Origin of the sequence: Pseudomonas sp. FYR_5 (genome assembly GCF_043106315.1) — a bacterium.
Taxonomy (GTDB): Bacteria; Pseudomonadota; Gammaproteobacteria; order Pseudomonadales; family Pseudomonadaceae; genus Aquipseudomonas; species Aquipseudomonas putida_Y.
In genome coordinates, this window is record NZ_JBICMK010000079.1 from 1 (window position 1) to 24,441 (window position 24,441).

A 24,441-nucleotide genomic window follows, 5' to 3' on the forward strand; every position below is an offset into this window, starting at 1 on the left:
GGATCGCATGCCCCTGTAGGAGCGGGTTTACCCGCGAAGAGGCCCGTACAGACAACGCAAATTACTGCCCAGCCTCGCTCAGGATCAACTTGCCATTCTTGTCCAACGGAATGGTCGACCCCGGTTCGCGATCCATCTTCACCTTGCCTACCTGATCACCGATGGAATAGGTCACGTTGTAGCCCACTACCTTCTCGCTGATGTCGTTGACCGTGTTGCAGCGGGTTTGCGTGGTTGTGTAGGTATCACGCTCCTGCATGCCTTCCTGCACCTTGTTACCCGCATAACCACCACCGACCGCACCGGCCACCGTGGCAATCTTCTTGCCGGTACCGCCACCAATCTGGTTACCCAACAGACCACCTGCCAACGCACCGACTACGGTACCGGCAATCTGGTGTTGATCCTTGACCGGCGCCTGCCGCGTCACAGTCACGTCCTTGCAAACTTCACGCGGGGTTTTCACCTGCTGCTTGATCGGCTGCACGTCAGTCACCTGGGCGACTTCAGGGCCTTTGTTCACCAAGCTGTAGGTCGCCACAGCACCTCCGGCAGTTACACCGACAGCACCCAGCACCGCACCCACCAGCATTGATTTATTCACGTGAACCTCCTGATCGTACCAGCGGGCATGAACCCGCGCTTCTCCCAGCCTTGGAGCAAAAAAAAAGGCGCGAGTTCAACACTCGCGCCTTTTCACCGCCAGGCGGCGCAGCGAAGAACTTACGGACGATCGTCCACACCCTCGGCCTTGACCGGCGGAATGAGATCTTCGCTGCTCAGGTTCAGCCAGATCAGTACCACGTTGGCGATATAGATCGACGAGTAAGTACCGGCCATGACACCAATGAACAGTGCCAGTGAGAACCCGAACAGGTTGTCACCCCCGAAGAACAGCAACGAGGCGATGGCCAATAGGGTCGAAACCGAAGTGGCGACGGTACGCAGCAGGGTCTGGGTGGTGGAAATGTTGATGTTCTCGATCAACGAGGCCTTGCGCATCACGCGGAAGTTCTCGCGCACCCGGTCGAACACGACAATGGTGTCGTTCAGCGAGTAACCGATGATCGCCAGTACCGCCGCCAGCACCGTCAGGTCAAAGGTGATCTGGAAGAACGACAGGATACCCAGCGTTACCACCACGTCGTGGATCAGCGAAACGATCGCCCCCACGGCGAACTTCCACTGGAAGCGGAACGCCAGGTAGATGAGGATGCCGCCCAGGGCCAGAAGCATGCCCAAGCCGCCCTGGTCACGCAGCTCTTCACCCACTTGCGGGCCGACGAACTCGACACGCTTGACCTTGGCCGGGTTGTCGCCGCCAACCTTTTGCAAGGCTTCGGCCACCTTGTTACCCAGCATCGGGTCGTCGCCCGGCATGCGTACCAACAGGTCGGTGGTAGCACCGAAGCTCTGAACCACGGCTTCGTGGAAGCCGGAATTGACCAGCTCGGCACGCACAGCCTTGACGTCGGCCGGGCGTTCGTAGGTCAACTCGATCAGCGTGCCCCCGGTGAAGTCCAGCCCGAGGTTCAGGCCCTTTTGCCACCAACTGAACAGCGCCAGCACGGTGAGGAGCACGGTGACGGCGAACGCGACTTTGCGCACACCCATGAAATTGATGGTTTTCATCGCAGCTCCCTCAAACCCACAGCTTCTTGATGTCACGCCCGCCACAGGTCAGGTTGACCAATGCACGGGTCACCATGATGGCAGTGAACATCGAGGTGAAAATCCCGAGGGACATGGTGACAGCAAAGCCTTTGACCGGGCCGGTACCCATGGCGAACAGGATGCCGCCGACCAACAGAGTGGTCAGGTTGGCGTCGACGATTGCCGAGTAGGCGCGATTGAAGCCTTCGTGAATGGCGCGCTGCACCGACATGCCAGCAGCGATCTCTTCGCGAATACGCGAGAAGATCAGCACGTTGGCGTCCACCGCCATACCCATGGTCAATACGATGCCAGCGATGCCCGGCAGGGTCAGGGTCGCCCCCAGCAGCGACATCAACGCCAGCAGCAGCACCATGTTGCCCGCCAGGGCGATGGTGGCCAGCACGCCGAAGGCGCGGTAGATGGCAATGATGAACAGAGAGACAAACAACATGCCCCACAGCGAGGCGTCGATACCCTTGGTGATGTTGTCGGCACCCAGGCTTGGGCCAATGGTACGCTCTTCAGCGAAGTACATCGGGGCGGCCAGGCCACCGGCACGCAGCAGCAGTGCCAGCTCCGACGATTCGCCCTGACCGTTCAGGCCGGTGATGCGGAACTGGCTGCCCAGTGGCGACTGGATGGTCGCCAGGCTGATGATTTTCTTCTCTTCCACAAAACTTTGTACGGCAACGTCCTTCTCGACGCCACCGACAGTCTGCTTGACGTAGCGGGTCACCGGCTTCTGCTCGATGAAGATCACCGCCATGCTACGGCCGACGTTGCTACGGGTAGCACGACTCATCAGCTCGCCACCGTGACCATCCAGGCGGATGTTCACCTGCGGGCTACCATGCTCGTCAAAACTGGCCTGGGCGTCGGTAACCTGGTCACCGGTGATGATCAGGCCACGCTCGACGGCAGCGGAGCGGCCGCCTTCACGGAACTCGAACACCTCGGTGGTGGCCTTGGACGCGCCCGGCTCGGCACCGAAGCGGAACTCAAGGTTGGCCGTTTTACCAAGGATACGCTTGGCTTCGGCAGTGTCCTGCACACCTGGCAGTTCGACCACGATACGGTTGGCGCCCTGGCGCTGTACCAGCGGCTCGGCCACACCCAGTTCGTTCACGCGGTTGCGCACGGTGGTGAGGTTCTGCTTGATCGAGTATTCGCGGATCTCGGCGACTTTCGCCTGGGTCAGCGCCAGACGCAGCACCGCAAGCTCGTTGCGCTCGGTGGTGGTCAGGTCGAAATCATTGAAATTCTTGCGGATCAGGGCACGTGCCTGTTCGCGGGCAGTATCGTCAGCGAAGCCCAGCATGATGCCGCCATCCTGCTGAGGCAGGCTGCGGTAGCGGATGCGCTCTTTGCGCAGCAAGGTCTTGACCTCGCCTTCGTAGACTTTCATGCGGGCAGTCATGGCCTTGTCCATGTCCACTTCCAGCAGGAAGTGCACACCACCGGACAGGTCCAGGCCCAGCTTCATCGGGCTTGCGCCCAGGTTGCGCAGCCATTGCGGGGTAGTCTGAGCCAGGTTCAGGGCCACGACGTAATCATCGCCCAGTGCCTTGCGCACTACATCCTTGGCTGGCAGCTGGTCTTCCTGATTGGTCAGGCGGATCAGCCCGCTACCCTTTTCACCCAGACTTGCGCCCTTTACAGCGATCTTGGCATCGACCAGCGCCTTGCTGACGCGATCGAGGTCGGCCTGATTCACCTGCAGCGCCGAACTGGCACCGCTGATCTGTACCGCCGGGTCATCCGGGTAGAGGTTGGGAGCGGAATAAATGAAACCGACCACCAGTACCAGCACGATCAGTGCATATTTCCACAGAGGATATTTGTTCAGCATCACGCCGCCCGTTCAAGACGCGGGGCGCGTTGCGCGCCCCGACTGGAAAATAAAACCGGTAACTCAGATAGCCTTGAGCGTACCTTTTGGCAGGGTCGCAGCAATGGCACCCTTCTGGAACTTCAGTTCGACAGTGTCGGATACTTCCAGCACCACGAAATCATCGGAAACCTTGACGATCTTGCCGGCGATGCCGCCGTTGGTGACAACTTCGTCACCTTTCTGCAAGTTGCTCAGCAGGTTCTTCTGCTCTTTCGCGCGTTTGGCCTGCGGGCGCCAGATCATCAGGTAGAAGATGACCAGGAAACCGACCAGGAAAATCCACTCGAAGCCGGTACCGGCTGGGCCAGCGGCAGGTGCTGCAGCGTCCGCGTATGCGGCGGGGATGAAGAAGCTCATTGGGCACTCCTAATGTAATTTTCTAATAATGGATGCGGACAGTCAGTCCAAGGGCGGTACAGGAAGCCCGCGCTTGGCGTAGAAGGCGTCGACAAAGGCGGCCAATTTACCCTGTTGAATAGCCTCGCGTAAACCGGCCATCAAGCGCTGATAATGGCGCAAGTTGTGGATGGTATTCAGCATGCTGCTCAGCATTTCGCCGCATTTGTCCAGATGATGGAGATAGGCGCGCGAGAAGTTGGTGCAGGTATAGCAGTCACAGGTCGGGTCCAGCGGCGATTCATCGTGACGATGGAACGCGTTGCGGATCTTGATCACCCCTGTATCGACGAACAGATGACCGTTGCGCGCGTTACGCGTCGGCATCACGCAGTCGAACATGTCGACGCCGCGGCGCACACCCTCAACGAGATCTTCCGGTTTGCCTACCCCCATAAGGTAACGAGGTTTGTCAGCAGGCATCTGGCCCGGCAGGTAATCCAGCACCTTGATCATTTCGTGCTTGGGCTCGCCCACCGACAGGCCGCCGATGGCCAGGCCATCGAAACCGATATTCTCCAGGCCTTCCAGCGAGCGCATGCGCAGGTCCTGGTACATGCCACCCTGGACAATGCCGAACAGCGCGGCGGTGTTGTCGGCGTGGGCGTTCTTCGAGCGCTGGGCCCAGCGCAGCGACAGCTCCATGGAAGTGCGTGCCACATCGTGCTCGGCCGGGTACGGGGTGCACTCGTCGAAGATCATTACCACGTCCGAGCCCAGGTCACGCTGCACCTGCATCGACTCTTCCGGGCCCATGAACACCTTCGAGCCATCGACTGGCGAGGCGAAGGTCACGCCCTCTTCCTTGATCTTGCGCATGGCACCCAGGCTGAACACCTGGAAACCACCGGAGTCGGTGAGGATCGGGCCTTTCCACTGCATGAAATCGTGCAGACCGTTGTGCTTCTTGATCACCTCGGTGCCCGGACGCAGCCACAGGTGGAAGGTGTTGCCAAGGATCATCTCGGCGCCGATGGCCTCGATATCGCGTGGCAGCATGCCCTTGACCGTGCCATAGGTACCCACCGGCATGAATGCCGGGGTTTCCACGGTGCCACGTGGGAAGGTGATGCGACCACGACGGGCCTTGCCGTCGGTGGCCAGCAGTTCGAAGGACATTCGACAGGTGCGACTCATGCTTGATCCTCGGGCCCGCGTGGCGCCGGATTGCGGGTGATGAACATGGCATCACCGTAACTGAAGAAGCGGTACCCGTGCTCGACCGCCGCTGCATAGGCAGCCATGGTCTCGGGGTAGCCGGCGAAAGCCGAGACCAGCATCAGCAGCGTGGACTCCGGCAGATGGAAGTTGGTGACCAGGGCATCGACCACATGGAACGGGCGGCCCGGGTAGATGAAGATGTCGGTGTCGCCACTGAAGGCCTTGAGCACGCCATCACGCGCGGCGCTTTCCAGCGAACGCACACTGGTGGTGCCAACCGCGATCACCCGACCACCACGGGCCCGGCAGGCCTCGATGGCATCGACCACGTCCTGGCCCACTTCGAGCCACTCTTTATGCATGTGGTGGTCTTCGATCTTGTCGACCCGCACCGGCTGGAAGGTGCCGGCGCCCACATGCAGGGTGACGAAGGCGCGTTCGACACCCTTGGCTGCGATCTTTTCCAGCAGCGCCTCGTCAAAGTGCAGGCCCGCAGTAGGCGCGGCGACCGCACCGGCGCGCTGGGCGTACACGGTCTGGTAGCGCTCACGGTCGGCGCCCTCGTCCGGGCGGTCGATATAGGGCGGCAACGGCATATGGCCGACACGGTCGAGCAACGGCAGCACCTCTTCGGTGAAGCGAAGCTCGAACAGCGTGTCATGACGCGCGACCATTTCGGCCTCGCCACCGCCATCGATGAGGATGACCGCGCCTACCTTGGGCGCCTTGCTGGCGCGCACATGGGCCAGCACCCGGTGGCTGTCGAGCACGCGTTCGACCAGTACCTCCAGCTTGCCGCCGGAGGCTTTCTGGCCAAACAACCGCGCCGGGATCACCCGGGTGTTGTTGAACACCATCAAGTCGCCGGGGCGCAGATAGTCGAGCAAGTCGGGGAATTGCCGGTGCGCCAGCGCGCCGGTAGGCCCATCGAGCACCAGCAGACGGCTGCCATGGCGCTCGGCCAACGGGTGGCGGGCGATCAGGGAATCAGGGAGTTCGAAGGAAAAATCGGCGACGCGCATGATGATGTTCGGTTCGGCAGGGCCGGGAAGTTTAGCCCAATGTGTGAAAATTGACCATGAAAGCCGATTGACCGACCAGCGGCACCTCTTTATACTGCGCGCCACGCCCTGATGGCGGAATTGGTAGACGCGGCGGATTCAAAATCCGTTTTCGAAAGGAGTGGGAGTTCGAGTCTCCCTCGGGGCACCAAATCCGGAAAAAACCGACCTTACGGTCGGTTTTTTTGTGCCTGCGATTCACGCCCGTCATTGACGCCGCCCCCCTGACTCCCACGCCTCCCCCCATACCTGCATTCTATTGGCCGCGCCTTGCACTAGCACTTAAGCTGTCATTCGTCAGATATATTCCGAAAGTATTGTTAGAGTAATGGCACTTCGCCATAGTGGCGCCCCCCCTTTCTCCACGCAATGTGTGTCCCATGAAAACAATCGCGCCCTGCATGGCGGCAATGATGCTGCTCAGTGGGTGCAATGGAGTGCCAACGTCGTACGTTTCAGATCCCGTCTACAGCCAGGCGTTCGTGGTTACCTCAGGTGCCCCGCTGCCCATGTTGCTGATGGCCAGCGCCATCCAGTGGAACGAGGATTACGCTGTAACCGCCAAACACACCCCCTTCCTGCGCAACGTGGTCCACGAGGGCCTCGGTGACGTAGTGTTCTTCAAGCACAAAGCCAGCAGCGTGCCGCACTGGCGCCAGTACGTGCCTGGGGAAGCCGTGACGGCGGTGGGCTTCAACAGTTTCATGATGCCGATGCAGGGCAAGGGCCATGCCCTGTCGTCGCTGGTACGGCTTGAAGGTACGCCTGGCAGTGTCTTCTACTCAGTACATGACGGCCCGATCACCAAGGGCATGTCGGGTGGGCCTGTGTTTGCCGATGACGGCAAGGTGGTAGGCATCAACGTCGCCATCATTCCCACCAGCGAGATCGACGCCGGCAAGCGCCCGGACCTGGCCGGTAAGGATCGCATCAGCGTATTCATGTCATTCAACGAGATCGACAAGGAATGGCGGCGCTATCAGTACCTGTTGGCGCACAAGGCCAAGCCGAGGGCGCCGGCTGCGGTCAAAGGCTACGTGGCGGTGGCCGCCAAGCCGTGAATCGGGACGCGGTGTTGGATGGAAAGCGGCCTATGATGTGAGGCTGATGGCCTCTTCGCGGGTAAACCCGCTCCCACAGGGCCTGCACAGGATTTGAGCCTTGTGCAGTACCTGAGGGAGCGGGTTTACCCGCGGAGAGGCCCTGCCAACCAACGCGAGAAGGACCTGCCATGCACCTGACCCACCGCCCCATCCGGCCAGAAGACATCCCCGTTATCTGCAGCTTCCCGCAGAGCCCGGACGAACTGTTCTACATGTTCCCCAAAGCCACCTACCCCCTCACCCCCAACCAGCTGAGCGACGCCATAGCCCAACGCAGCGGCTCCACGGTAGTGGAAGGTAACGGCGCTGTCCTGGCCTTCGCCAATTTCTACAAAGCCGAACATGGCGGCCTATGTGCCCTGGGCAACGTAGTGGTGGCCCCCAGCGCCCGCGGCCTTGGTGTAGCGCGTTATCTGGTAACGGCCATGATCGACCTCGCCCGCCAGCAGTACAGCGCCCGGGAGGTTTGGGTGTCATGCTTCAATCACAACACCGCCGGCCTGCTGCTTTATCCACAGCTGGGCTTCACACCGTTCGGCATAGAGGAGCGGCAGGCGTGGGACGGCACGCGGGTAGCGTTGGTGCAGATGAAGCAAATACTGGCTTAACCGAGCTGGATCAGCGGGTCATTACATGCGGCTGAACGAGAAGGTCCACCCCCAGAGCACGAATGACCCTCAATACAGTGTCAAAACGAGGCTTCGCGCCAGGGCTCAGCGCCTTGTACAGGCTTTCTCTACCCAGCCCACTCTCCGTAGCAATATGTGTCATGCCCCGTGCACGAGCGATATGGCCAAGTGCTCGAATGATTTCCTCGGTATCGCCATCTGATAGCACCTGGCTAAGGTATTCACTGATTGCCTCATCGCTGCTCAACAAGGCTGCCATATCAAACGGGATCAATTTTTCGCTCATTTCATCTCCTTCAGCAGCTTTCTGGCTTTGAGGATGTCGGCGGCCTGGGTGGACTTGTCGCCGCCGACCAGCAGTAAAACCAACCTCTGCCCCTTTTGCGTGAAATAGACGCGATAACCGGCAGCTATGTCGATGCGAAGCTCACCAATACCGCCTCCAAGCCACTTGAAGTCACCAAGATTGCCCGCCGCTGCTCGCTCCAGCCTACGACCTATCGCCAGCCTGGCCCTCAAATCTCTCAAGCTCGATAGCCAAGCGGCAAAGCTTTCCGTCTGTTCAACGAGAAACATCAAGAGGTCACCCAATCGTATCCTTATGGATACACCCATTCAAGGATTGAAGCGGCCCAATCTGTCGTTTTTGAGCTGAATCAGGAATTCAGGCACATCTGATAGGCTGGTCGGATTTTCCCCTTCGTTTCAACTACAAAATCCCTTGCAACATTCAACCCTCGAACCTTCGACGAGCCTCGGCGTCCCATCCTGCATCCCCCGCGTTTCGAGGTGCCCCCGCGTGAAAGACGTCATCGCCCGCAAGTACCGCCTGGTGGTGAAGACCATCGGCTATATCGGCTGGTCGCTGTTCTGGCTGCTGATCTGGGATGTGCTGGTCACCATCGATTTCATGCTGTTCTTGAACAGCAAGTTCACCCTGCCACTGATCCCGCTGACCTTGCTGGGCTCAGCCCTGGTGGTGCTGGTGAGTTTTCGCAACAGCAGCGCCTACAACCGCTGGTGGGAGGCTCGCACCCTGTGGGGGGCGCTGGTGAACAGTTCGCGCAGCTTCGCCCGGCAGACGCTGACGCTGATCGATGACCCGGATGACGGCCTGAACCCGGTCAAGGCCACCCTGCTGCGCCGGCATATCGCCTATGTGAACTGCCTGGCGGCGCACTTGAAAGGCGAAAGCTGCCCGGAGGAACTGATGGCCTTCATCCCCCCGGCGGAGTTCGAACGGCGCAACCGCTCGAACAATTTCGCCAATGACATCCTCAGTGGCTCTGCGGCCTTGCTCGCGCGGGAGTACCAGGCCGGGCGGCTGGACAGCATTCGCCTGGCGCGACTGGAGTCGACGCTGGTAGACCTGTCTAACGCCCAGGGTGGCATGGAGCGGATTGCCAATACGCCGCTGCCCTACCCCTATGTGTATTTCCCACGGCTGTTCATCACGCTGTTCTGCCTGATCGTGCCGGTGGGGCTAGTGGAGTCGCTGGGCTGGTTCACGCCGCTGGCGTCGACGGTGGTAGGGTTCATGTTGCTGGCTATCGAGCGCATCGGCACGGATTTGCAGAGCCCGTTCAGGTTCAGCGAGCATCAGATCCAGATGGATACCATCTGCGAGACGATCGAGCGCAACCTGGAGTCGATGCAGCGGGAGGCGCAGTGTGCCGAGGCCGTAAGCGTCTGAGAGATTTTTGGGGATGCCTTGCAACCCCGCCTACCCATCAGGCCCGTACATAACGCTGACGCAATACATCACTCAACAGATCCACGAACAACACCAACACCAACATACCGATGATCACCGTGCTGGCCTGGGCCTCCTGGAACAGGCTCAAGGTGGTGTACAGCATCTGCCCCAACCCACCCGCCCCGACGAACCCGAGCACGCTGGCCATGCGGATGTTGTTCTCCCAGCGGTACAAGCTGTAGGCCAGTAACTGCGGCCACAGGTTGGGCAGGGTGCCAAAGCAGAACGCCGCCACCTGGCTGCCCCCCTGCAAACGGATCGCCGCCGCCGGCTCGGGCGGGGCGTTCTCAAGCGCCTCGGCAAACAGCCGCCCCAGCACGCCAGCGGTGTGCAACGCCAAAGCCAGGGTACCGGCATTCGGCCCGAGCCCGGCCGCCAGCACAGTCAGCGCTGCCCACACCAGTTCAGGAATGGCACGCAAGGCATTCAGCAGCAGACGCGCCGCCCCTTGCAACGGCCAACCGAAGCGGCCCGCCGCCGGCAGTGCCAGCAACATTCCCAATACCATTGCCAACAAGGTGCCCATGCCAGACATGGCCAGGGTTTCCAACGCCCCGCGCCACACTGCCTTGAGGTGGCCGGTAGACAGATCCGGCTGCAAGAAGCGCCCGGCGTACTCGCCCATCTGCCCCAGCCCGCCATTGCCGACCAGTGCGTGCAAGTCCAGTTCCAGGTATGCGAACGAGGCCGCCACCGCTACCGCGAGGGAGCCCAGCAGCAGCAGGTTGATTACCCGGTTCATGCCAGCCTCCAGCGCAGCAGGCGGCTGAGCAGGTCGGCCAGGATCACCAGCAGCAGGAACGTCAACAGCATGCTTGCCACTTGCGCACCCGCAAACATGCGCATCGACAGGTCGATCTGCTGGCCAAGCCCGCCAGCACCGACGAAGCCCATCACCACCGAAGCCCGCACCGCGCACTCCCAGCGGTATACGGTGTACGACACCACTTCGCTGGCGGCATTGGGCAGGATGCCGTAGAAAAACGCCGCCAGCCGGCCACTGCCCGCCTGCAACAAGGCATGCGCCGGGCGCTGGTCGACCGACTCGAAGATTTCGGCGTAAACCTTGCCGAGCATGCCACTGTAGGTGATGGCGATAGCCAGTACGCCCGCCGTCGGCCCCAGCCCCACGGCGCGCACGAACAGCAACGCCCAGACGATCTCCGGCACGCTACGCAGGAAAATCAGCAGCCCGCGCACCGGCAGGCGCAACAGTCGCGACCACAACCCGGCCCGCCCGCCGCGTGAAGCAGCACGCAAGGACAAGGCACGGCTGGCCAGCAAGCCAGCCGGGATCGCCAACAACAACGCCAGCGCCATGCCGGCAGTCGCCACGGCGAGGGTCTGCAAGGTGGCCTCATACAATAGAGCAAGAAAATCGGCATCATGTGCCGGCGGCCAGAAGGCGCTGGTGAAGCTGGCAATCTGCTGACGGTTGTCCGCCTGCAGCAGCACCCCAGGGTTCAGTTCGCTTGACTGGATAGCCGGCCACAGTATTGCCACCGCCAACAGGGCCAGCAGCAACCGCGGCAGCAGGGCCGGGTCGCGGGCGTCGGCCTTCAGCATCGCGGAATCTGCACGGTCAGGGCCGGCCCCTGGGTGGGCGGCGGAGCCAGTTGTTCGTTGGCATATAGCGCGTCCAGCAGTTGCTCGGTGACCACTTCGGCCGGGCAGTCGAACACAACCTGCCCTTCCCGAATACCAATCACCCGCGGAAAATGCGCCAGCGCCAGCTCTACAGCGTGCAGGCTCGCCACCAACGTCACGCCAGTGGCTTGGGCATGGCGATTGAGCAAGGCGAGGCTGTGGTCAGCCAACACCGGGTCCATGGCCGATACCGGTTCGTCGGTCAGCAGCACCTGCGGCCGCTGGTACAACGCCCGAGCAATGCCCACCCGCTGCAACTGGCCACCGGACAACTGCCCACACTGCACGAACAGCTTGTCGGCCAGGCCCAGTTCGGCCAACGCCTCGCGCGCCCCCGGCACATCGCTGGGACACAGCAGGTTGAGCAAACTGCGCAGCGTACCCCACTGCCCCAGACGACCCGCCAGCACTGCGGTCACCACCCGCTGACGCGGTGGCAAAGGCGGCGACTGATGCACCAGGCCAACCCTCGCGCGCAGGCGCTGGCGTGCCCTTGCCGACAGTGCCCAAGGCTGCTCGCCAAGCAACTCAAGGCGCCCACTGCTGGGCTGAACGGCCGTGGCCATCAGGTGCAGCAAGCTGGACTTGCCCGCTCCCGACGGCCCGATGATGGCCACACGCTCGCCCTGCGCGATACGCAGGCTCACCGCATCAAGCGCGCGTACCTGGCCATGGCGCAGGCTGGCACCGTGCAGATGGATTGCCACATTCGAAGCTGTCACTTGAGCAGGCCGGCCTCGCGTGCAGCTTGTTCGGTGCCCTTGTAGTTCTCAGGCTTGGTCTCGATGAAACGGCTGGCGGCCTGCAGGTCAAGGATGGCCTTGTGCTCCGGATTGGTCGGGTCAAGGTCCAGGAAGGCTTTCTTGATTTTCTGTTTCAACGCCGGGTCCATGTTGCCGCGCACGGTCCAGTTGTAGTCGAAGTAGGTCGGGGTGGTGGCGAACACCTTCACCTTGGTGGTATCGACCTTGCCGGCATCCACCAGCTTCTGCCACACGCTGGCGTTCAGCACGCCACCCTCGACCTTGCCAGCCTGCACCCAGGCCACGGTGGCATCGTGGGCGCCGGAATAGGCCACGCGACTGAAGTAATCTTCAGGCTTGATATTGTCCTGCTTGAGCATGAAGTAACGCGGCATCAGGCTGCCCGAAGTAGACGAAATGGAACCGAAGGCAAACGACTTGCCCTTCAGATCGCTCAGGCTTTTCACGTCGGGGTTGGCGGTGATGAACTTGGACGTGAACTGTGCGTCCTGCTCACGCTGTACCAGTGGCGTGGCGGTCGGGTCCTTCAGGTGCACCTGAACGAACGTGAAGCCCCCCAGCCAGGCCAGGTCGAGGCGGTCTGCGGCCAGCGACTCGACCACCGCCGGGTAGTCGGCCACGGGTACGAACTTCACCTCCATGCCCAGTTGCTTGGCCAGGTACTCACCCAAAGGCTTGAACTTGCGCTGCAGTTCGGTCGGCGCTTCGTCGGGGATGGCGCTGACCCGCAGGATTTCGGCGGCCTGAACGACAACAGCACAGCAAGACAGCACGAGGCCGGCGGCGAGCGCCAAGGGGCGTTTGAGCATGGGTGTTCTCCGGTTCAATAGCGGGGAAGTGCCGACACATTTGCCGGCACCGGGAATTATAAGAGGCAAGGGCCCAAAGGCCAGCTTTGCTACAATCGCGCAACAATTTGACCTGCAGAGGTGCATATGAGCGAGCCGATTCGCCTGACCCAGTACAGCCATGGCGCCGGCTGTGGTTGCAAGATATCCCCCAAGGTGCTGGACGTGATCCTCGCCGAAAGCGGCACCCAGGCCCTGGACCCGAAACTGTGGGTCGGCAATGCCTCACGCGACGATGCAGCAGTGTACGCGCTGGACGACGAGCGCGGCGTGGTTTCGACCACCGACTTCTTCATGCCGATCGTCGATGATCCTTACGACTTCGGCCGCATTGCCGCCACCAACGCCATCAGCGACATCTATGCCATGGGCGGCGCCCCGTTGATGGCCATCGCCATCCTTGGCTGGCCGGTCAACGTGCTGCCACCGGAAGTCGCCCGCGAAGTCATCCGCGGCGGCCGTGCGGTATGCGCCGAAGCCGGTATCCCGCTGGCCGGCGGCCACTCGATCGACGCGCCCGAGCCAATCTTTGGCCTGGCCGTCACCGGCGTGGTCAATAAACGTCATCTCAAACGCAACGACACCGCCAGCGCAGGCTGCCAGCTGTACCTGACCAAGCCCCTGGGCATCGGCATCCTCACCACTGCCGAGAAAAAGGCCAAGCTGCGCGCGCAGGACCAGGGCCTGGCCCGCGACTGGATGTGCACCCTCAACACGCCCGGCAGCCGCTTCGGCAAGCTGAACGGGGTCAAGGCCATGACCGACGTCACCGGCTTCGGCCTGCTTGGCCACCTGGTCGAGCTGGCCGAAGGCAGCGGCCTGACCGCGCATCTGGACTATGCCGCCGTGCCACGCCTGCCTAGCGTCGACCATTACCTGGCCGAGGGCTGCATCCCCGGTGGAACCCTGCGCAACTACGACAGCTACGGACACAAGATCGGCACCCTCAGCGACGACCAGAAGCATCTGCTGTGCGACCCGCAAACCAGCGGTGGCTTGCTGGTAGCTGTTGCCCCGGAGGGTGAAGCCGAGTTCCTCACCGTGGCTGCCGAACTGGGCCTGAAACTGTCCCCGATCGGCAAGCTGGTCGAGCGACAGAGCCATGCGGTCGAGGTGATCTGATGCGCCCCGACTGCACCGACTTCCGTCAGCTGTTCCTCGACGACGTGCCGATGATGGACATGCGCGCCCCCGTCGAATTCGCTAAAGGCGCCTTCCCTGGCGTGGTAAACCTGCCGCTGATGAACGACCAGGAGCGGCAGAAGGTCGGCACCTGCTACAAGCAACAGGGCCAGGCCGCCGCCATCGCCCTGGGCCACCAGTTGGTCAGTGGCGCCACCAAACAGGCCCGTCTGGAGGCCTGGGCGGCGTTTGCCAAAACCCACCCTGAGGGTTACCTGTACTGTTTCCGTGGCGGCCTGCGTTCGCAGATCGTGCAGGGCTGGCTGCGCGATGAGGCGGGTATTCAGTACCCGCGTGTCAAAGGCGGCTACAAGGCCATGCGTACCTTCCTGCTGGAGACCACCCAGCAAGCGGTGGAGCAATGTGATTTCGTACTGGTCGGTGGCCTGACCGGTACCGGCAAGACCGATGTCCTGCACCAACTGGACAACGTGCTCGACCTTGAAGGCCACGCCAACCATCGCGGCTCCAGTTTCGGCAAGCGCGCCACGGCGCAACCGGCGCAGATCGACTTTGAAAACCAGCTGGCAATCGACGTGCTGAAAAAGCGCGACCGCGGTATCGAGCAGTTCGTGCTGGAAGATGAAGGCCGCATTGTCGGCAGTTGCACGGTGCCACTGGAGTTGTACCAAGGCATGCAGCATTACCCCCTGGTGTGGCTTGAAGACAGCTTCACCAACCGCGTGGAGCGCATCCTGCGCGACTACGTGGTCAACCTGAGCGCCGAGTTCAAGGCCGTGCATGGCGAGGAAGACGGTCCCCGGTTGTTTGCCGAGCGCATGCTGCAGAGCATGGCCAATATCTACAAGCGTTTAGGTGGAGAGCGCCATCAGCGCTTGTCCGAGATGCTGCGCGAAGCCTTGCAAGAGCAGCGGCGCAGCGGCGCGGTAGACCTGCACCGGGGCTGGATCGAAGGCTTGCTGAACGAGTACTACGACCCGATGTATGCCTACCAGCGCGCAGCCAAGGCCGAGCGCATCGAGTTTGCCGGGGATGCCGTGGAAGTACGCGAGTACCTCAAGGCCCGGGCGCTGCGCCAACCGCGCAAATAGAACCAGCACCTTGCAGTCCCCTGTAGGAGCGGGTTTACCCGCGAAGACGGCAACGCGGTGCATGACACCGGCAAAGCCGGTGTTCGCGGCTAAACCCGCGCCTGCAAATGTGGGCCAATCATGCCCGAACAGGCGCTACTGCCCAGGGCTAAGCACCCGCTCCAGCTCCGCCGCGCGGGCGCGGGTCATGTCCATCATGCAGGTGCCACCTTCCAACTGCGCCAGGGTCCCGCCACTGGCCTGTACATGGAACTGGCAATTGCCATCACGGTAGGCCAGCCACTTGCGCTGCACATCCCGCAGGCTCTTCTGCTGCCCGGCATCCAGCTTGCCCATCAACTGCTTGTACACCCGGTTCAACCGCTGGTCCTGCACTTGCGTTTCGGCCCCGATGCACGCGTTCATGGCCACGGTGCTGGAGGCCTTGTCCATGCACTGCCCGTAGGCCGCCGTGTAATCGTCCGCCATCGCTACCGGTAGCACGCAGGCCAGTGCCAGGCCGGCCAGGTAATGCTTGATCATGCTAACCCTCCTTGTGGGTTTCAAAGCGTCTGCGGCTGCTCCGGGGGCATCAACACCTTGCCTGGCTCGAAGCGCAGCGATGGCATTTGCGTCGCTGCATACAACGTTACCCCCAGGGCCGCAATCAAGGCGACATCAAGCCAGTTCCAGCCTGGCACGTCATCAGCCCTTCGCGCCCTCCAGCAAAACCAGGCTTGCCCAAGGCAAAACACCACCATCGCCGCCAGCCACAGGTAGAAGCCTGCACCAAAGCCGGTAAGGTCATGAAACTCGTAGCTGCGGTTATCCGGCAAGCGGTCGATGCCAAAACTGCTGGCAGCCAGATACGCCGCGCCAAGCCCGGCCAGCAAGGCCAGCCGGCGAAACCGCCGATGGGCGAGGATGGCCAGGGCCAGCAGTGGGTTGGCGAACCATTGGTACAAGCCGAATGGCATACCCCATGGCCCGTACAGCAGCATCTGCAGGGCCGGCATGTGACGCTCGCCGCCCATCAGCGCACCATCGAAGAACAGGGCGAGCAGATACAGCAGCAGGCTGATACTCAGGTAGAAAACGGGCAAAGGGGATTCCTGAGAGAAACGGGACAGCCTACGACCTTAACCCAGGCCCTGCCCCGCTTCCAAACCCTCAATAGGTGCCGCGCAGGGTCACCATGAAGTTGCGTGGCTCACCATAGTAGTTGCCATAGGTCGAAGTACCCACGGTTTCGTAGTACTTCTTGTCGAACAGGTTGTTGCCGTTGAGCGTGACGTTCCAGTGATCATCGACACGGTATTCGACCAATGCGTTCCAGATCGCATAGCCGCTCTGGTCGAAGTCGAACGGTACGTTTCGCTCAACCAGCGCGCCGCTGCTGTCGTAGCGATTCACTGTACCGCTCATGTACGTGGCGCTTTGCACCTGCACGCCGCCGCCGACCTTGAAGTCGCTGAGGATACCCGGCAGCCGGTAGGTGCTGTACAGCTTGAACAGGTGCTTTGGCATCACCGTGCTCAGCGGTGCATCGGCGCTGCGGTTGCGGTTCAGGTTGAAGGTGTAGCCCCCCACCAGCATCCAGTCCGGCAGCAGCTCGCCAGACAGCTCCATGTCGATGCCCTTGCTCACCACCTTACCGTTGGACACATAGCAGCAGCTGCCCGAGAAGCCGGCGCTGGTGGCCAGGAAGTTCGGGTCTTGCACCGCTTCGTTTTCGCGGGTGCTGTAGTACAGCGCCACGCTGGCGTTGAGTGCGCCGTTGAACAACTCACCCTTGAGGCCGGTTTCGTAGGTTTTGCCGGTCATGGGCTCAAGCGGCGAACCGCTTTGCGCAGGGCCGCTGATTCGGCTGGACTGCGGTTTGTAGATTTCCGAATAGCTGACGTATGTCGACCATTGATCGTCAAGGTCGTAGACCAGGCCACCGAACGGGGTGACCTTGGTGCCTATACGCTGCTCCGGGCTGGAGATACTTGCTGGCGAGGTCAGGTTGTTGGTGTAGGTCTGCCAAAAGTGGAATCGCTGTGCACGCGCCCCGACAATCAGGTGCAGGGGTTCGGCCAGCTGCAAACGCAGGCTGCCGTACAGGCCGTACTGACGTTGCGAGTTGGGGCTGTAGTCGCGCTTGTAGTCACGCCCGTTGCCGGGGTCGTCGAACGCCGAGCTGTCGGGGTCGAACACGTTGGCCGGCGCGCCCGATGCGGCATAAGGCGCAGTGCCCAGCCACCGGCTGTCGATCTTCTGGTAGTCGGCACCGAAGACCACTTCATGGTCCAGACCAAAGGCCTGGAAGTGGCCAGAGACGTTACCGTCATACAGGTGCTGCTCGTTCTCCTGGCGGGTCGAGGTGCCGTACCAGGTCGCCCCGGTATTGGTCACCGGGTCTACTGCATTCAGGGTGGTCGCCGTCTTGAACAGCCCAAGGTCCCAAGTGTTGGTGTAGCTGAGGTTGAGCTTCCAGTCGTCGTTGAATCGGTGGTCCACCTTGGCGAAGTACTCGCGTGCGGTGGCGTCGAGGTAGGCCCAATTCTTGGTCAGGCCGGTATGCCGTGGCAGGTTCAGGTCAGCACCATTGCTGTAGCGCGGCACCGCGCTGTTGCTGCCGGTTTCGTGGGACTTGTTGTAGCGAGCACCGAAGGTGAGCATGGTGTCGTCCGTAACGTCCGCCTCCAGCACGCCATACACCAACGGCCGCTCGGTGGCGCGGTTGTCGGTGAAATACTGGCGATCGGTGTTGGACATCACCAGGCGACCGCGCAGGCGGCCATCCCAGCCCAGCGGGCCGGACAGGTCGAACTCCTGGCGATAGTTGTCCCAGCTACCGGCCGACAGGGTCAGCTTCAGCTGGTTAAAAGAAGTTGGCCGCTTGCGCACCATGTTGATGATGCCACCCGGGTCACCCGAGCCACCATACAACGCAGCAGTACCGCGCAGCACCTCGATGTGGTCGAACTCGGCCAGTTCGAAGATGTTCGACGAATAGAACGAACCCATGGCAGTGCCCAGCGCCTGCGGTGCAGCGCCGTCGATCTGCAGGTTCTGGATGCTGAAACCACGCGAGAGGAAGTCCTGGGTGCGGAAGGTGGTGCTCTGGGTGACGATGCCCGGCGTCACTTTCATCGCCTGGTTGATGTCGGTCAGTTGCTGGTCTTCAATCAGCTGGCGAGTCACGGTCGACACCGATTGCGGCGTCTGGCGCAGGCTGGTCGGGGTCTTGGAGCCAACGCTGATCAGGCCCGGCGCGTAGGAGCCGGTGTTCTCGGTACTCTGGCCCATGCCCTGCCCGGTTACTGTGGTCACGCCGAGTTCCATCGCGTCACTGCTCACCGCCGCTTGCGGCTCGGCCACCAGCCGGTAGCCGTTATCGCTACGCTCTACCCGGTAACCACTGCCGGCCAGCAGCACGGCAAAACCGCTGTCCACCGAATACAGGCCATGCAGGCCTTTGCTTTGCAGGCCGGCCAGTGCTTCGGGGGTGAAGGCCAGCGACACGGCGGCTTGCTGGGCATAGCTACCAAGCGCCTGGGCCAGGTTGCCGGCGGGCACTTCGAAGCTACGGCGGGCGGCCTCCTCGGCGACGGCCGGCAGGGCCGCAACGGCTAGGGCCAAACCGGCACAGGAAAGGCGCAAGGCCAGGGCTAGCGGGCTGAGGACGGGGTGGCCAGGGAATCGGCGCATGGTGGATCGGCTCCTTGTTCTTGATCGGTTGGCCTCTTGTCTGACGGGCCACTGCGCAGAAGCGGAACCACCTGGGTCAATTTTCTTGTGAGACGGGCTCGACCGTGGTCCACCAGCGGCCAACGCCGCCGATACGAATCGGCAGTGCCTCGGCCAGCAGGCGCAGGGCCCGCTCGCTGTCATCCAGAGGCAGTACCGCCGACACCTTGATCGCCCGCATTGCCTGGCGGTCGAAGCGCAGCACGCCACGGCGTTGCTCGGCCAGGGCATCGAGCACCTGGTCGAGCGGTACGCCGTCGGCCACCAACTGGTGATGCTGCCAAGCCCGATCGACCCGCGTCGGGTCGATGGCCGGCAACGGACCAAGCCCGTCACGCGCCACCCATGCCCGCTCGCCCTGGCCGACGACCAACTGATCGCCGGACACGGCACTGCGCGCCTCGACCCGGGACTCAAGCATGGTCAGTTCGCTGCGGGCACGGCCTTGGCTGACCACGAAACGCGTACCCAGGGCCTTGAAACTGCCTTCGTCGGTCTGTATCACGAATGGTCGCGTCGGGTCATGGCTGACATCCACCAGCACCTGTCCATGCAGCAGGCGGATGCGCCGCTGGCCAGTGCTGAACTCCACATCCACGGCAGAGTTGCCCGCCAAGGTCAGCTGCGAGCCATCTTCCAGGGTTTGGCTGCGCCACTCGGCCGGCGCGGTATGCAAGTCGGCCAGCCAGTCGCGCGGCGTACCACCGGAAAGGCTCAGTGCGCCCAGCAAGGAGATTGCCAGGGCCACACCGAGCAAAGTGTGCCGTGCGCCCGAGCCTGGAGTCGAAACCCGTACGCCGGCGCGCAGCCCGGCACCCACCGGGCCGCGTTGCTCGCGCAGTGCCTGCACCTGGCTGATCACCCCTTGCATGCGGCGCAAGGTGGCGCCGTGGCGTGGGTCGGCCTGCAGCCAGGCGTCGAACTCACGCGCCTCGTCGGCATCCAGCTCGCCCTCGCCCAGGCACAGGGCCCATTCGGCAGCTTCCTGTTCGATACGCGAGGGGTTCACGGTTCAGCAATGTCCAGCGTGCGGTGGCAATGGATCAGGGCCTGGGCCAGGTACTTGCGCACCATGCGTGGGGAAATCTGCAGGCGTTTGGCAATCTGCGGCTGGGTCAGGTCGTCCAGGTAGTAACCGACGAAAGCCTCGCGGGCATTCACGTGCAGGCCTTCCAGCAGGAAAGCGATCTGCTCCAGCGCTTCGAGGGTGATGAGGATGCTTTCGGGAGACTGGTGCCCCTCCAGCGCCTCGGCAGCCAAGGCAAGTTCGCTGAGATAGGCCTCTTCGATTTGCTGTCGACGCACCCGGTCGATCAACAGGCGGCGTGCAGTGGTACTGAGGTAGGCGCGTGGCTCGCGCATGCCCAGCAAGGCATCACGCGAGGCCAGGATGCGCACGAAGGTGTCCTGGGCGAGGTCGGCTGCGCTGTGCGAGCAGCGCAGCTTGCGACGTAGCCAGCTAAATAGCCAGCCATGGTGCTCACTGTAAAGCTGTTCAAGCGGGTACGGGCTCGGTGAGTCGGCTACGGGCATGGGGCACCGGGACACAAGTGAGAATTGTTCCCGAATAGTAGCTATTCGCCGTAAGCCTATGCAACAGGTGGTTCGAGCAACAAGCCGTAGATGCCAGAGTCGGACAGCTCACCTGCCACGCACCAGCGCGCTCGCAACGTGCCCTCCAGCACGAAGCCCTGGCGCTCAAGGGTGCGTGCCGAGCCTTGGTTGCGCGGATCGATTTCGCCTTCCAGGCGACGCATGTGCAGGGTGTGGGCGAGGTAGTCGATGAAGCAGGTCAGTGCTTCGTCCATGTAGCCCCTGCCCTGCATGGCGCTGGCCAGGCAGTAGCCGATTTCGCCACGGCGGGAAATATCGTCGATGTTGAACAGCTGGACCATGCCGATCAGTTCGCCGTTGTCGCGGCGGTACATGCCGAGCTTGAGCTGATCGCCATTGGCATAGGCTTCGCGGTCGGCGGCCAGGGCGCTTTCGGCCTCGGCCAGGTCCTGCCAGGGTGCATGGTGCCAATAGCGCATGACCTCGGGATCGGCCATGATCGCCAGCCACTGCGCGGCATCGGCATGGCGCATGGGGCGCAATTGCAGGCGCGGGCTGTCGAGGCAGAGGTCACTGGGGAAACTGCGGGGTGGGGTCACACCGGATCTCCTGTCCATTGCTGGGGAGATGACAGTTTAACGTCATGTGCTGGGTTCAGGCATCTCGGGGCTGCTTTGCAGCCCGTCGTCGGCAGGTTCACCACAGACCAGTAGCCTTGCACGATACCTGTAGGAGCGGCCTTGTGTCGCGAAAGGGCCGCAAAGCGGCCCCGGCATTATTTGCATCGACGCTGAAACCCCGGGGCTACTGTGCAGCCCTTTCGCGACACAAGGCCCCACATTGACCGCGTCAGGCCGATCGATACTTCACGCCACCTCAGCCCCATCATCCGGCCAATGCGGCTCGTTCGCCCCCGGCGGAGTCAACGGTGGCAGCCCATACGCCGCCCGCGCATCATCGCAGCTCGGGTTATGAACCCCACCCTCCCAGGACGCCTCGAACTCGCGGCAAGGACTGGAACGGTTGGCGTAAATGGTACAGGCCACTTCCTTTCCGATCTCGCCCTGAAGGCTGACACAGCGGCAAGGCTTGGCATCGGTGCCGATCATGGCAACGCGGGTGGGGTTGATCTGCACCACCAGGTCGTCCGGCACAAGGCCCCCGGCAGACTGGCATTCGCCCCAGAAGAAGGACACACGGAAGTACCCGCAGCAGGCGCCGCAGTCAAGGCAAGGGTTATATTCAGACATGATGTCACGGAGGGAAGGTTGTTGTTATCGGGGCTGGCCCGCGGCGCCATTTTTAATCCAAGCGGGGGCCGCTGGATAGAGGGGGAATGAAAAAAAAATCACCGCTGATCCGGCCGCTGAACAAGGACGACCAATGCCTTCGCTGGTCGCCCCCTTGCAGTTAGCAGATGGGCTGATAAGTTTCAGCATCCCAGCGTTGCAAACCAAGGCCTGCGCTCGGCTCGTAGCCACCTCCCTGCACCTTGCTGAACTGCGTCTGCACGTCGCCACAATGCACCAGACGATCGCTTTCATCGCCCTCGGTGAGCACCGTGTAGGACTCACTACGCATCGCTTGGTACTGCCTGTCGGCAGCCGCCATGACCTGGTGATAGTTCATCAACTGGCTGCTGCTCAAGGCCAAGCGTTTCTCCAGTTGCACGCCCCAGCGGGTCAGGCAAACCTCGGCAAAGTGGCGAACGACCAGCCCGGGTTCGGCCAGCACCTTGCCATCGCCTGCGCCATCAGCCGAGGCGTTGCCTACCAGCGTGGCATGACGGCCCGGTATCGGATAAACGCATATCCGCGTCCCTTTGGCGACCGAAGGGATCACGCAGGCAAAACCTTTGGAGCGCTCATCCCTCGAGTAGAAGCCTACGTATTCTTTGACGTTATCCGCCAACGTTACGCGCTCGGCTTGCACGTTACCGACCCCAGGCACCGGGTCGATGGCAAATATGTTCACCGGTATGCCCCGCAATACCGGGTCTTGCGCCATGGCATTGGCCAGCATGTGGCAACTGATCCCTCCCCTGCTCCAGCCCACCAGGTTGACCTGGGTTGGCAGGCGCGGTTTGCGGAACATGCTGATGATGCGCTCCTGCAGTTCCTGCGGGGTTGGGTGGCGATCGCCGTAGTCGTAGGTTCGCCAGAACCATGAGGCGGAGGAAGCAACATCCGGAATCGGCACGCCGGCAGCTTTCAGCCGCTCGTATTCTTGCTCACTGAGTTTGGTGCGCCGCCAGTTGCTTTCGCCCTTGATGACCTGCAGTACATGGCTGACGTTCTCCTCCCAACCGCGACCAAACAGCTGGCCGGTCCAGTTGAAGTAGCCGCCGGGTTCGACGAACAGGTTGTCATCCTGAAGGTTGCCGCTGCCTGGGCCGTCGACGGCGATCCAGTGGGCAAATTCCCGGCTCTGGTCGTTGCTGGCCAGGGTCGAGACCAGCTCGCCATTCCAGAAGTTGGGATTGGCATCGTCGAAACGGTGCGAGCCAGTGCCGCAGAAGTAGGCGGTGAAGACACTCATGGGGGATCTCTTTGGTGAGAAATGAGTGCTGAAGGTAGGCGTACGGGTAACCAGAAGGCAGGCGGAAAGCTCACCCAAGAGGCAGATGGGGCTGCTTCGCAGCCCCAATGGGCTTACTTGCGAGCCAAACCGTCAGCCCGGAACATTTGCCGGATTCCGCGGATGGCCTGGCGAATACGGTCCTGGTTCTCGATCAGAGCAAAGCGCACATGGTCGTCCCCATAGTCACCAAAACCGATCCCCGGCGACACACAAACCTTGGCCTCGGCCAGCAGCTTCTTGGAGAACTCCAGCGAACCCAGATGCGCATACTCCGGCGGGATCTTCGCCCACACGTACATCGACGCCTTGGGGTTCTCGACCATCCAGCCCAGTTCGTGCAGCCCTTTGACCAGCAGGTTGCGGCGCTGGCGATACTGCTCGGCAATGTCGCGGACGCACTGCTGGTCGCCTTCCAGCGCGGCAATGGCCGCGACCTGTAGCGGGGTGAAGGTGCCGTAGTCGTGGTAGCTCTTGATCCGCGCCAGGGCGCTGACCAGCTCAGGGTTGCCGACCATGAAGCCGATGCGCCAGCCGGCCATGTTGTAGCTCTTGGACAGGGTAAAGAACTCCACCGCAATGTCCTTGGCCCCCGGGACCTGCATGATCGACGGGGCTTTCCAGCCATCGTAGACGATGTCGGCATAGGCCAGGTCATGCACCACCAGCACGTCGTACTGCTTGGCCAGGGCCACCACTCGCTCGAAGAAGTCCAGTTCCACGCACTGGGCGGTGGGGTTGGACGGGAAGCCGAGGATCATCATCTTAGGCTTGGGGATGGACTCGCGGATGGCCCGCTCAAGCTCGTTGAAGAAGTCCACACCCGGTACCAGCGGCACCGAACGCACCTGGGCACCGGCGATCACTGCGCCGTAGATGTGGATCGGGTAGCTGGGGTTAGGCACCAGCACTGTGTCGCCCTGGTCGAGGGTGGCCAGCATCAGGTGGGCCAGGCCCTCTTTCGAGCCGATGGTAACGATGGCTTCGCTTTCCGGGTCGATGTCGACCTCGTAGCGGTCCTTGTACCAGTTGGAGATGGCCCGGCGCAGGCGCGGGATGCCGCGAGAGGTGGAGTAGCCGTGGGTGTCTTCACGCTGGGCGACCTGTACCAGCTTCTCGACGATGTGCGGCGGGGTGGCGCCATCGGGGTTGCCCATGCTCAGGTCGATGATGTCCTCGCCACGACGGCGGGCAGCCATCTTGAGCTCGGCGGTGATGTTGAAGACGTAGGGGGGGAGACGATCGATGCGCGCAAAGCGGCGCGGCGAACCTGGGTTGGCCATGGCTTCCTCTGATTACGTAAGCGCCCGGAACCGTCCGAGCGACGCTGGCCTATGTGGCGGCCTGGATCAGAAGATAGTGCCGAAACAGGATCCGTGTAAAGGATAATTTCCTGTTTTGTTAGAACTTTTCAGATCTATTGTTTGAAAATCAGAGATTTATATTTTCC

At 62.0% G+C, this 24,441-nt stretch carries 26 protein-coding genes and 1 tRNA gene; 6 read left to right on the plus strand and 21 right to left on the minus strand.

Annotated features, from left to right (window positions below):
- Positions 1-61: 61 nt before the first annotated feature.
- From ACF8RA_RS13065 to queA, 6 genes are all read right to left on the minus strand, one after another.
- Positions 62-604 carry a glycine zipper 2TM domain-containing protein gene (locus ACF8RA_RS13065; protein ID WP_010952063.1) on the minus strand — a complete coding sequence of 181 codons (543 nt, stop codon included), beginning with the start codon at positions 602-604 and terminating at the stop codon, positions 62-64.
- Positions 605-723: 119 nt separating this feature from the next.
- A complete protein-coding gene (gene secF, locus ACF8RA_RS13070) occupies positions 724-1,632 on the minus strand; it encodes a protein translocase subunit SecF (RefSeq protein WP_176685528.1) in 909 nt (302 codons plus the stop codon).
- 10 nt (positions 1,633-1,642) lie between these two features.
- Positions 1,643-3,505, minus strand: a complete 1,863-nt coding sequence (gene secD / locus ACF8RA_RS13075) for a protein translocase subunit SecD (protein ID WP_209967932.1) — start codon at positions 3,503-3,505, stop codon at positions 1,643-1,645.
- 63 nt (positions 3,506-3,568) lie between these two features.
- On the minus strand, positions 3,569-3,904 hold the full coding sequence (yajC, locus tag ACF8RA_RS13080; RefSeq protein WP_003248556.1) for a preprotein translocase subunit YajC: 336 nt from the start codon (positions 3,902-3,904) through the stop codon (positions 3,569-3,571).
- 42 nt (positions 3,905-3,946) lie between these two features.
- Positions 3,947-5,062: a tRNA guanosine(34) transglycosylase Tgt gene (gene tgt / locus ACF8RA_RS13085; protein ID WP_014589748.1), complete on the minus strand. Its 1,116-nt coding sequence runs from the start codon at positions 5,060-5,062 to the stop codon at positions 3,947-3,949.
- Positions 5,063-5,076: 14 nt separating this feature from the next.
- Positions 5,077-6,126, minus strand: coding sequence for a tRNA preQ1(34) S-adenosylmethionine ribosyltransferase-isomerase QueA (gene queA, locus ACF8RA_RS13090; RefSeq protein ID WP_021781763.1), 1,050 nt, complete (start codon positions 6,124-6,126; stop codon positions 5,077-5,079).
- A gap of 105 nt (positions 6,127-6,231) precedes the next feature.
- Between queA and ACF8RA_RS13095 the strand changes: the two genes are divergently transcribed.
- The 3 genes from ACF8RA_RS13095 to ACF8RA_RS13105 all read left to right on the plus strand — a co-directional run bounded on the left by ACF8RA_RS13095 (position 6,232) and on the right by ACF8RA_RS13105 (position 7,876).
- Positions 6,232-6,316: transfer RNA gene (locus ACF8RA_RS13095), tRNA-Leu, on the plus strand.
- 262 nt (positions 6,317-6,578) lie between these two features.
- On the plus strand, positions 6,579-7,226 hold the full coding sequence (locus ACF8RA_RS13100; RefSeq protein ID WP_176685539.1) for a trypsin-like peptidase domain-containing protein: 648 nt from the start codon (positions 6,579-6,581) through the stop codon (positions 7,224-7,226).
- A gap of 170 nt (positions 7,227-7,396) precedes the next feature.
- Positions 7,397-7,876, plus strand: a complete 480-nt coding sequence (locus ACF8RA_RS13105) for a GNAT family N-acetyltransferase (RefSeq protein WP_176685526.1) — start codon at positions 7,397-7,399, stop codon at positions 7,874-7,876.
- A 10-nt stretch (positions 7,877-7,886) separates the two neighbouring features.
- Here the strand turns inward: ACF8RA_RS13105 and ACF8RA_RS13110 are convergent, their stop codons facing one another.
- Positions 7,887-8,183 carry an addiction module antidote protein gene (locus tag ACF8RA_RS13110; RefSeq protein WP_176685525.1) on the minus strand — a complete coding sequence of 99 codons (297 nt, stop codon included), beginning with the start codon at positions 8,181-8,183 and terminating at the stop codon, positions 7,887-7,889.
- Positions 8,180-8,473: a type II toxin-antitoxin system RelE/ParE family toxin gene (locus ACF8RA_RS13115; protein ID WP_176685538.1), complete on the minus strand. Its 294-nt coding sequence runs from the start codon at positions 8,471-8,473 to the stop codon at positions 8,180-8,182. The genes ACF8RA_RS13110 and ACF8RA_RS13115 overlap by 4 nt, the downstream gene beginning before the upstream one ends.
- 223 nt (positions 8,474-8,696) lie before the next feature.
- Here ACF8RA_RS13115 and ACF8RA_RS13120 point away from each other — a divergent pair, with 223 nt between their 5' ends.
- Complete coding sequence (locus ACF8RA_RS13120; protein ID WP_392519232.1) at positions 8,697-9,590, plus strand: bestrophin family protein; 894 nt, start codon at positions 8,697-8,699, stop codon at positions 9,588-9,590.
- 37 nt (positions 9,591-9,627) lie between these two features.
- Here ACF8RA_RS13120 and phnE read toward each other — a convergent pair whose 3' ends face one another.
- From phnE to ACF8RA_RS13140, 4 genes are read right to left on the minus strand one after another with little or no spacing between them, the layout of a single operon-like run.
- Entirely contained in the window at positions 9,628-10,395 is a 768-nt protein-coding gene (phnE, locus tag ACF8RA_RS13125; RefSeq protein WP_176685523.1) for a phosphonate ABC transporter, permease protein PhnE, read from the minus strand.
- Positions 10,392-11,219 (minus strand): ABC transporter permease, encoded by an 828-nt coding sequence (locus ACF8RA_RS13130; RefSeq protein ID WP_176685522.1) that lies wholly within the window; start codon positions 11,217-11,219, stop codon positions 10,392-10,394. The genes phnE and ACF8RA_RS13130 overlap by 4 nt, the downstream gene beginning before the upstream one ends.
- Positions 11,213-12,022 (minus strand): ATP-binding cassette domain-containing protein, encoded by an 810-nt coding sequence (locus ACF8RA_RS13135; protein ID WP_176685521.1) that lies wholly within the window; start codon positions 12,020-12,022, stop codon positions 11,213-11,215. The genes ACF8RA_RS13130 and ACF8RA_RS13135 overlap by 7 nt, the downstream gene beginning before the upstream one ends.
- Positions 12,019-12,873, minus strand: a complete 855-nt coding sequence (locus ACF8RA_RS13140) for a putative selenate ABC transporter substrate-binding protein (protein WP_176685520.1) — start codon at positions 12,871-12,873, stop codon at positions 12,019-12,021. The genes ACF8RA_RS13135 and ACF8RA_RS13140 overlap by 4 nt, the downstream gene beginning before the upstream one ends.
- Before the next feature lie 126 nt (positions 12,874-12,999).
- On the opposite strand from ACF8RA_RS13140, the gene selD reads away from it, so the two are divergent.
- Entirely contained in the window at positions 13,000-14,034 is a 1,035-nt protein-coding gene (gene selD, locus ACF8RA_RS13145; protein ID WP_392519233.1) for a selenide, water dikinase SelD, read from the plus strand.
- Positions 14,034-15,146: a tRNA 2-selenouridine(34) synthase MnmH gene (gene mnmH, locus ACF8RA_RS13150; RefSeq protein ID WP_176685518.1), complete on the plus strand. Its 1,113-nt coding sequence runs from the start codon at positions 14,034-14,036 to the stop codon at positions 15,144-15,146. The genes selD and mnmH overlap by 1 nt, the downstream gene beginning before the upstream one ends.
- Before the next feature lie 135 nt (positions 15,147-15,281).
- Here mnmH and ACF8RA_RS13155 read toward each other — a convergent pair whose 3' ends face one another.
- From ACF8RA_RS13155 to alaC, 9 genes are all read right to left on the minus strand, one after another.
- On the minus strand, positions 15,282-15,668 hold the full coding sequence (locus tag ACF8RA_RS13155; protein ID WP_176685517.1) for a lysozyme inhibitor LprI family protein: 387 nt from the start codon (positions 15,666-15,668) through the stop codon (positions 15,282-15,284).
- A gap of 20 nt (positions 15,669-15,688) precedes the next feature.
- Positions 15,689-16,228, minus strand: coding sequence for a hypothetical protein (locus ACF8RA_RS13160; protein WP_176685516.1), 540 nt, complete (start codon positions 16,226-16,228; stop codon positions 15,689-15,691).
- A 67-nt stretch (positions 16,229-16,295) separates the two neighbouring features.
- Complete coding sequence (locus ACF8RA_RS13165; RefSeq protein ID WP_392519234.1) at positions 16,296-18,821, minus strand: TonB-dependent siderophore receptor; 2,526 nt, start codon at positions 18,819-18,821, stop codon at positions 16,296-16,298.
- A gap of 76 nt (positions 18,822-18,897) precedes the next feature.
- Positions 18,898-19,869, minus strand: coding sequence for a FecR family protein (locus ACF8RA_RS13170; RefSeq protein ID WP_392461264.1), 972 nt, complete (start codon positions 19,867-19,869; stop codon positions 18,898-18,900).
- On the minus strand, positions 19,866-20,393 hold the full coding sequence (locus ACF8RA_RS13175; RefSeq protein ID WP_012051229.1) for a sigma-70 family RNA polymerase sigma factor: 528 nt from the start codon (positions 20,391-20,393) through the stop codon (positions 19,866-19,868). The genes ACF8RA_RS13170 and ACF8RA_RS13175 overlap by 4 nt, the downstream gene beginning before the upstream one ends.
- A 56-nt stretch (positions 20,394-20,449) precedes the next feature.
- Positions 20,450-21,013 carry a GNAT family N-acetyltransferase gene (locus ACF8RA_RS13180; protein ID WP_176685513.1) on the minus strand — a complete coding sequence of 188 codons (564 nt, stop codon included), beginning with the start codon at positions 21,011-21,013 and terminating at the stop codon, positions 20,450-20,452.
- A 267-nt stretch (positions 21,014-21,280) separates the two neighbouring features.
- A complete protein-coding gene (locus tag ACF8RA_RS13185; RefSeq protein ID WP_016393961.1) occupies positions 21,281-21,664 on the minus strand; it encodes a YkgJ family cysteine cluster protein in 384 nt (127 codons plus the stop codon).
- 160 nt (positions 21,665-21,824) lie between these two features.
- Entirely contained in the window at positions 21,825-22,952 is a 1,128-nt protein-coding gene (locus ACF8RA_RS13190) for a hypothetical protein (RefSeq protein ID WP_176685512.1), read from the minus strand.
- 113 nt (positions 22,953-23,065) lie between these two features.
- Positions 23,066-24,274, minus strand: a complete 1,209-nt coding sequence (gene alaC, locus ACF8RA_RS13195; protein WP_021781745.1) for an alanine transaminase — start codon at positions 24,272-24,274, stop codon at positions 23,066-23,068.
- Positions 24,275-24,441: the final 167 nt, after the last annotated feature.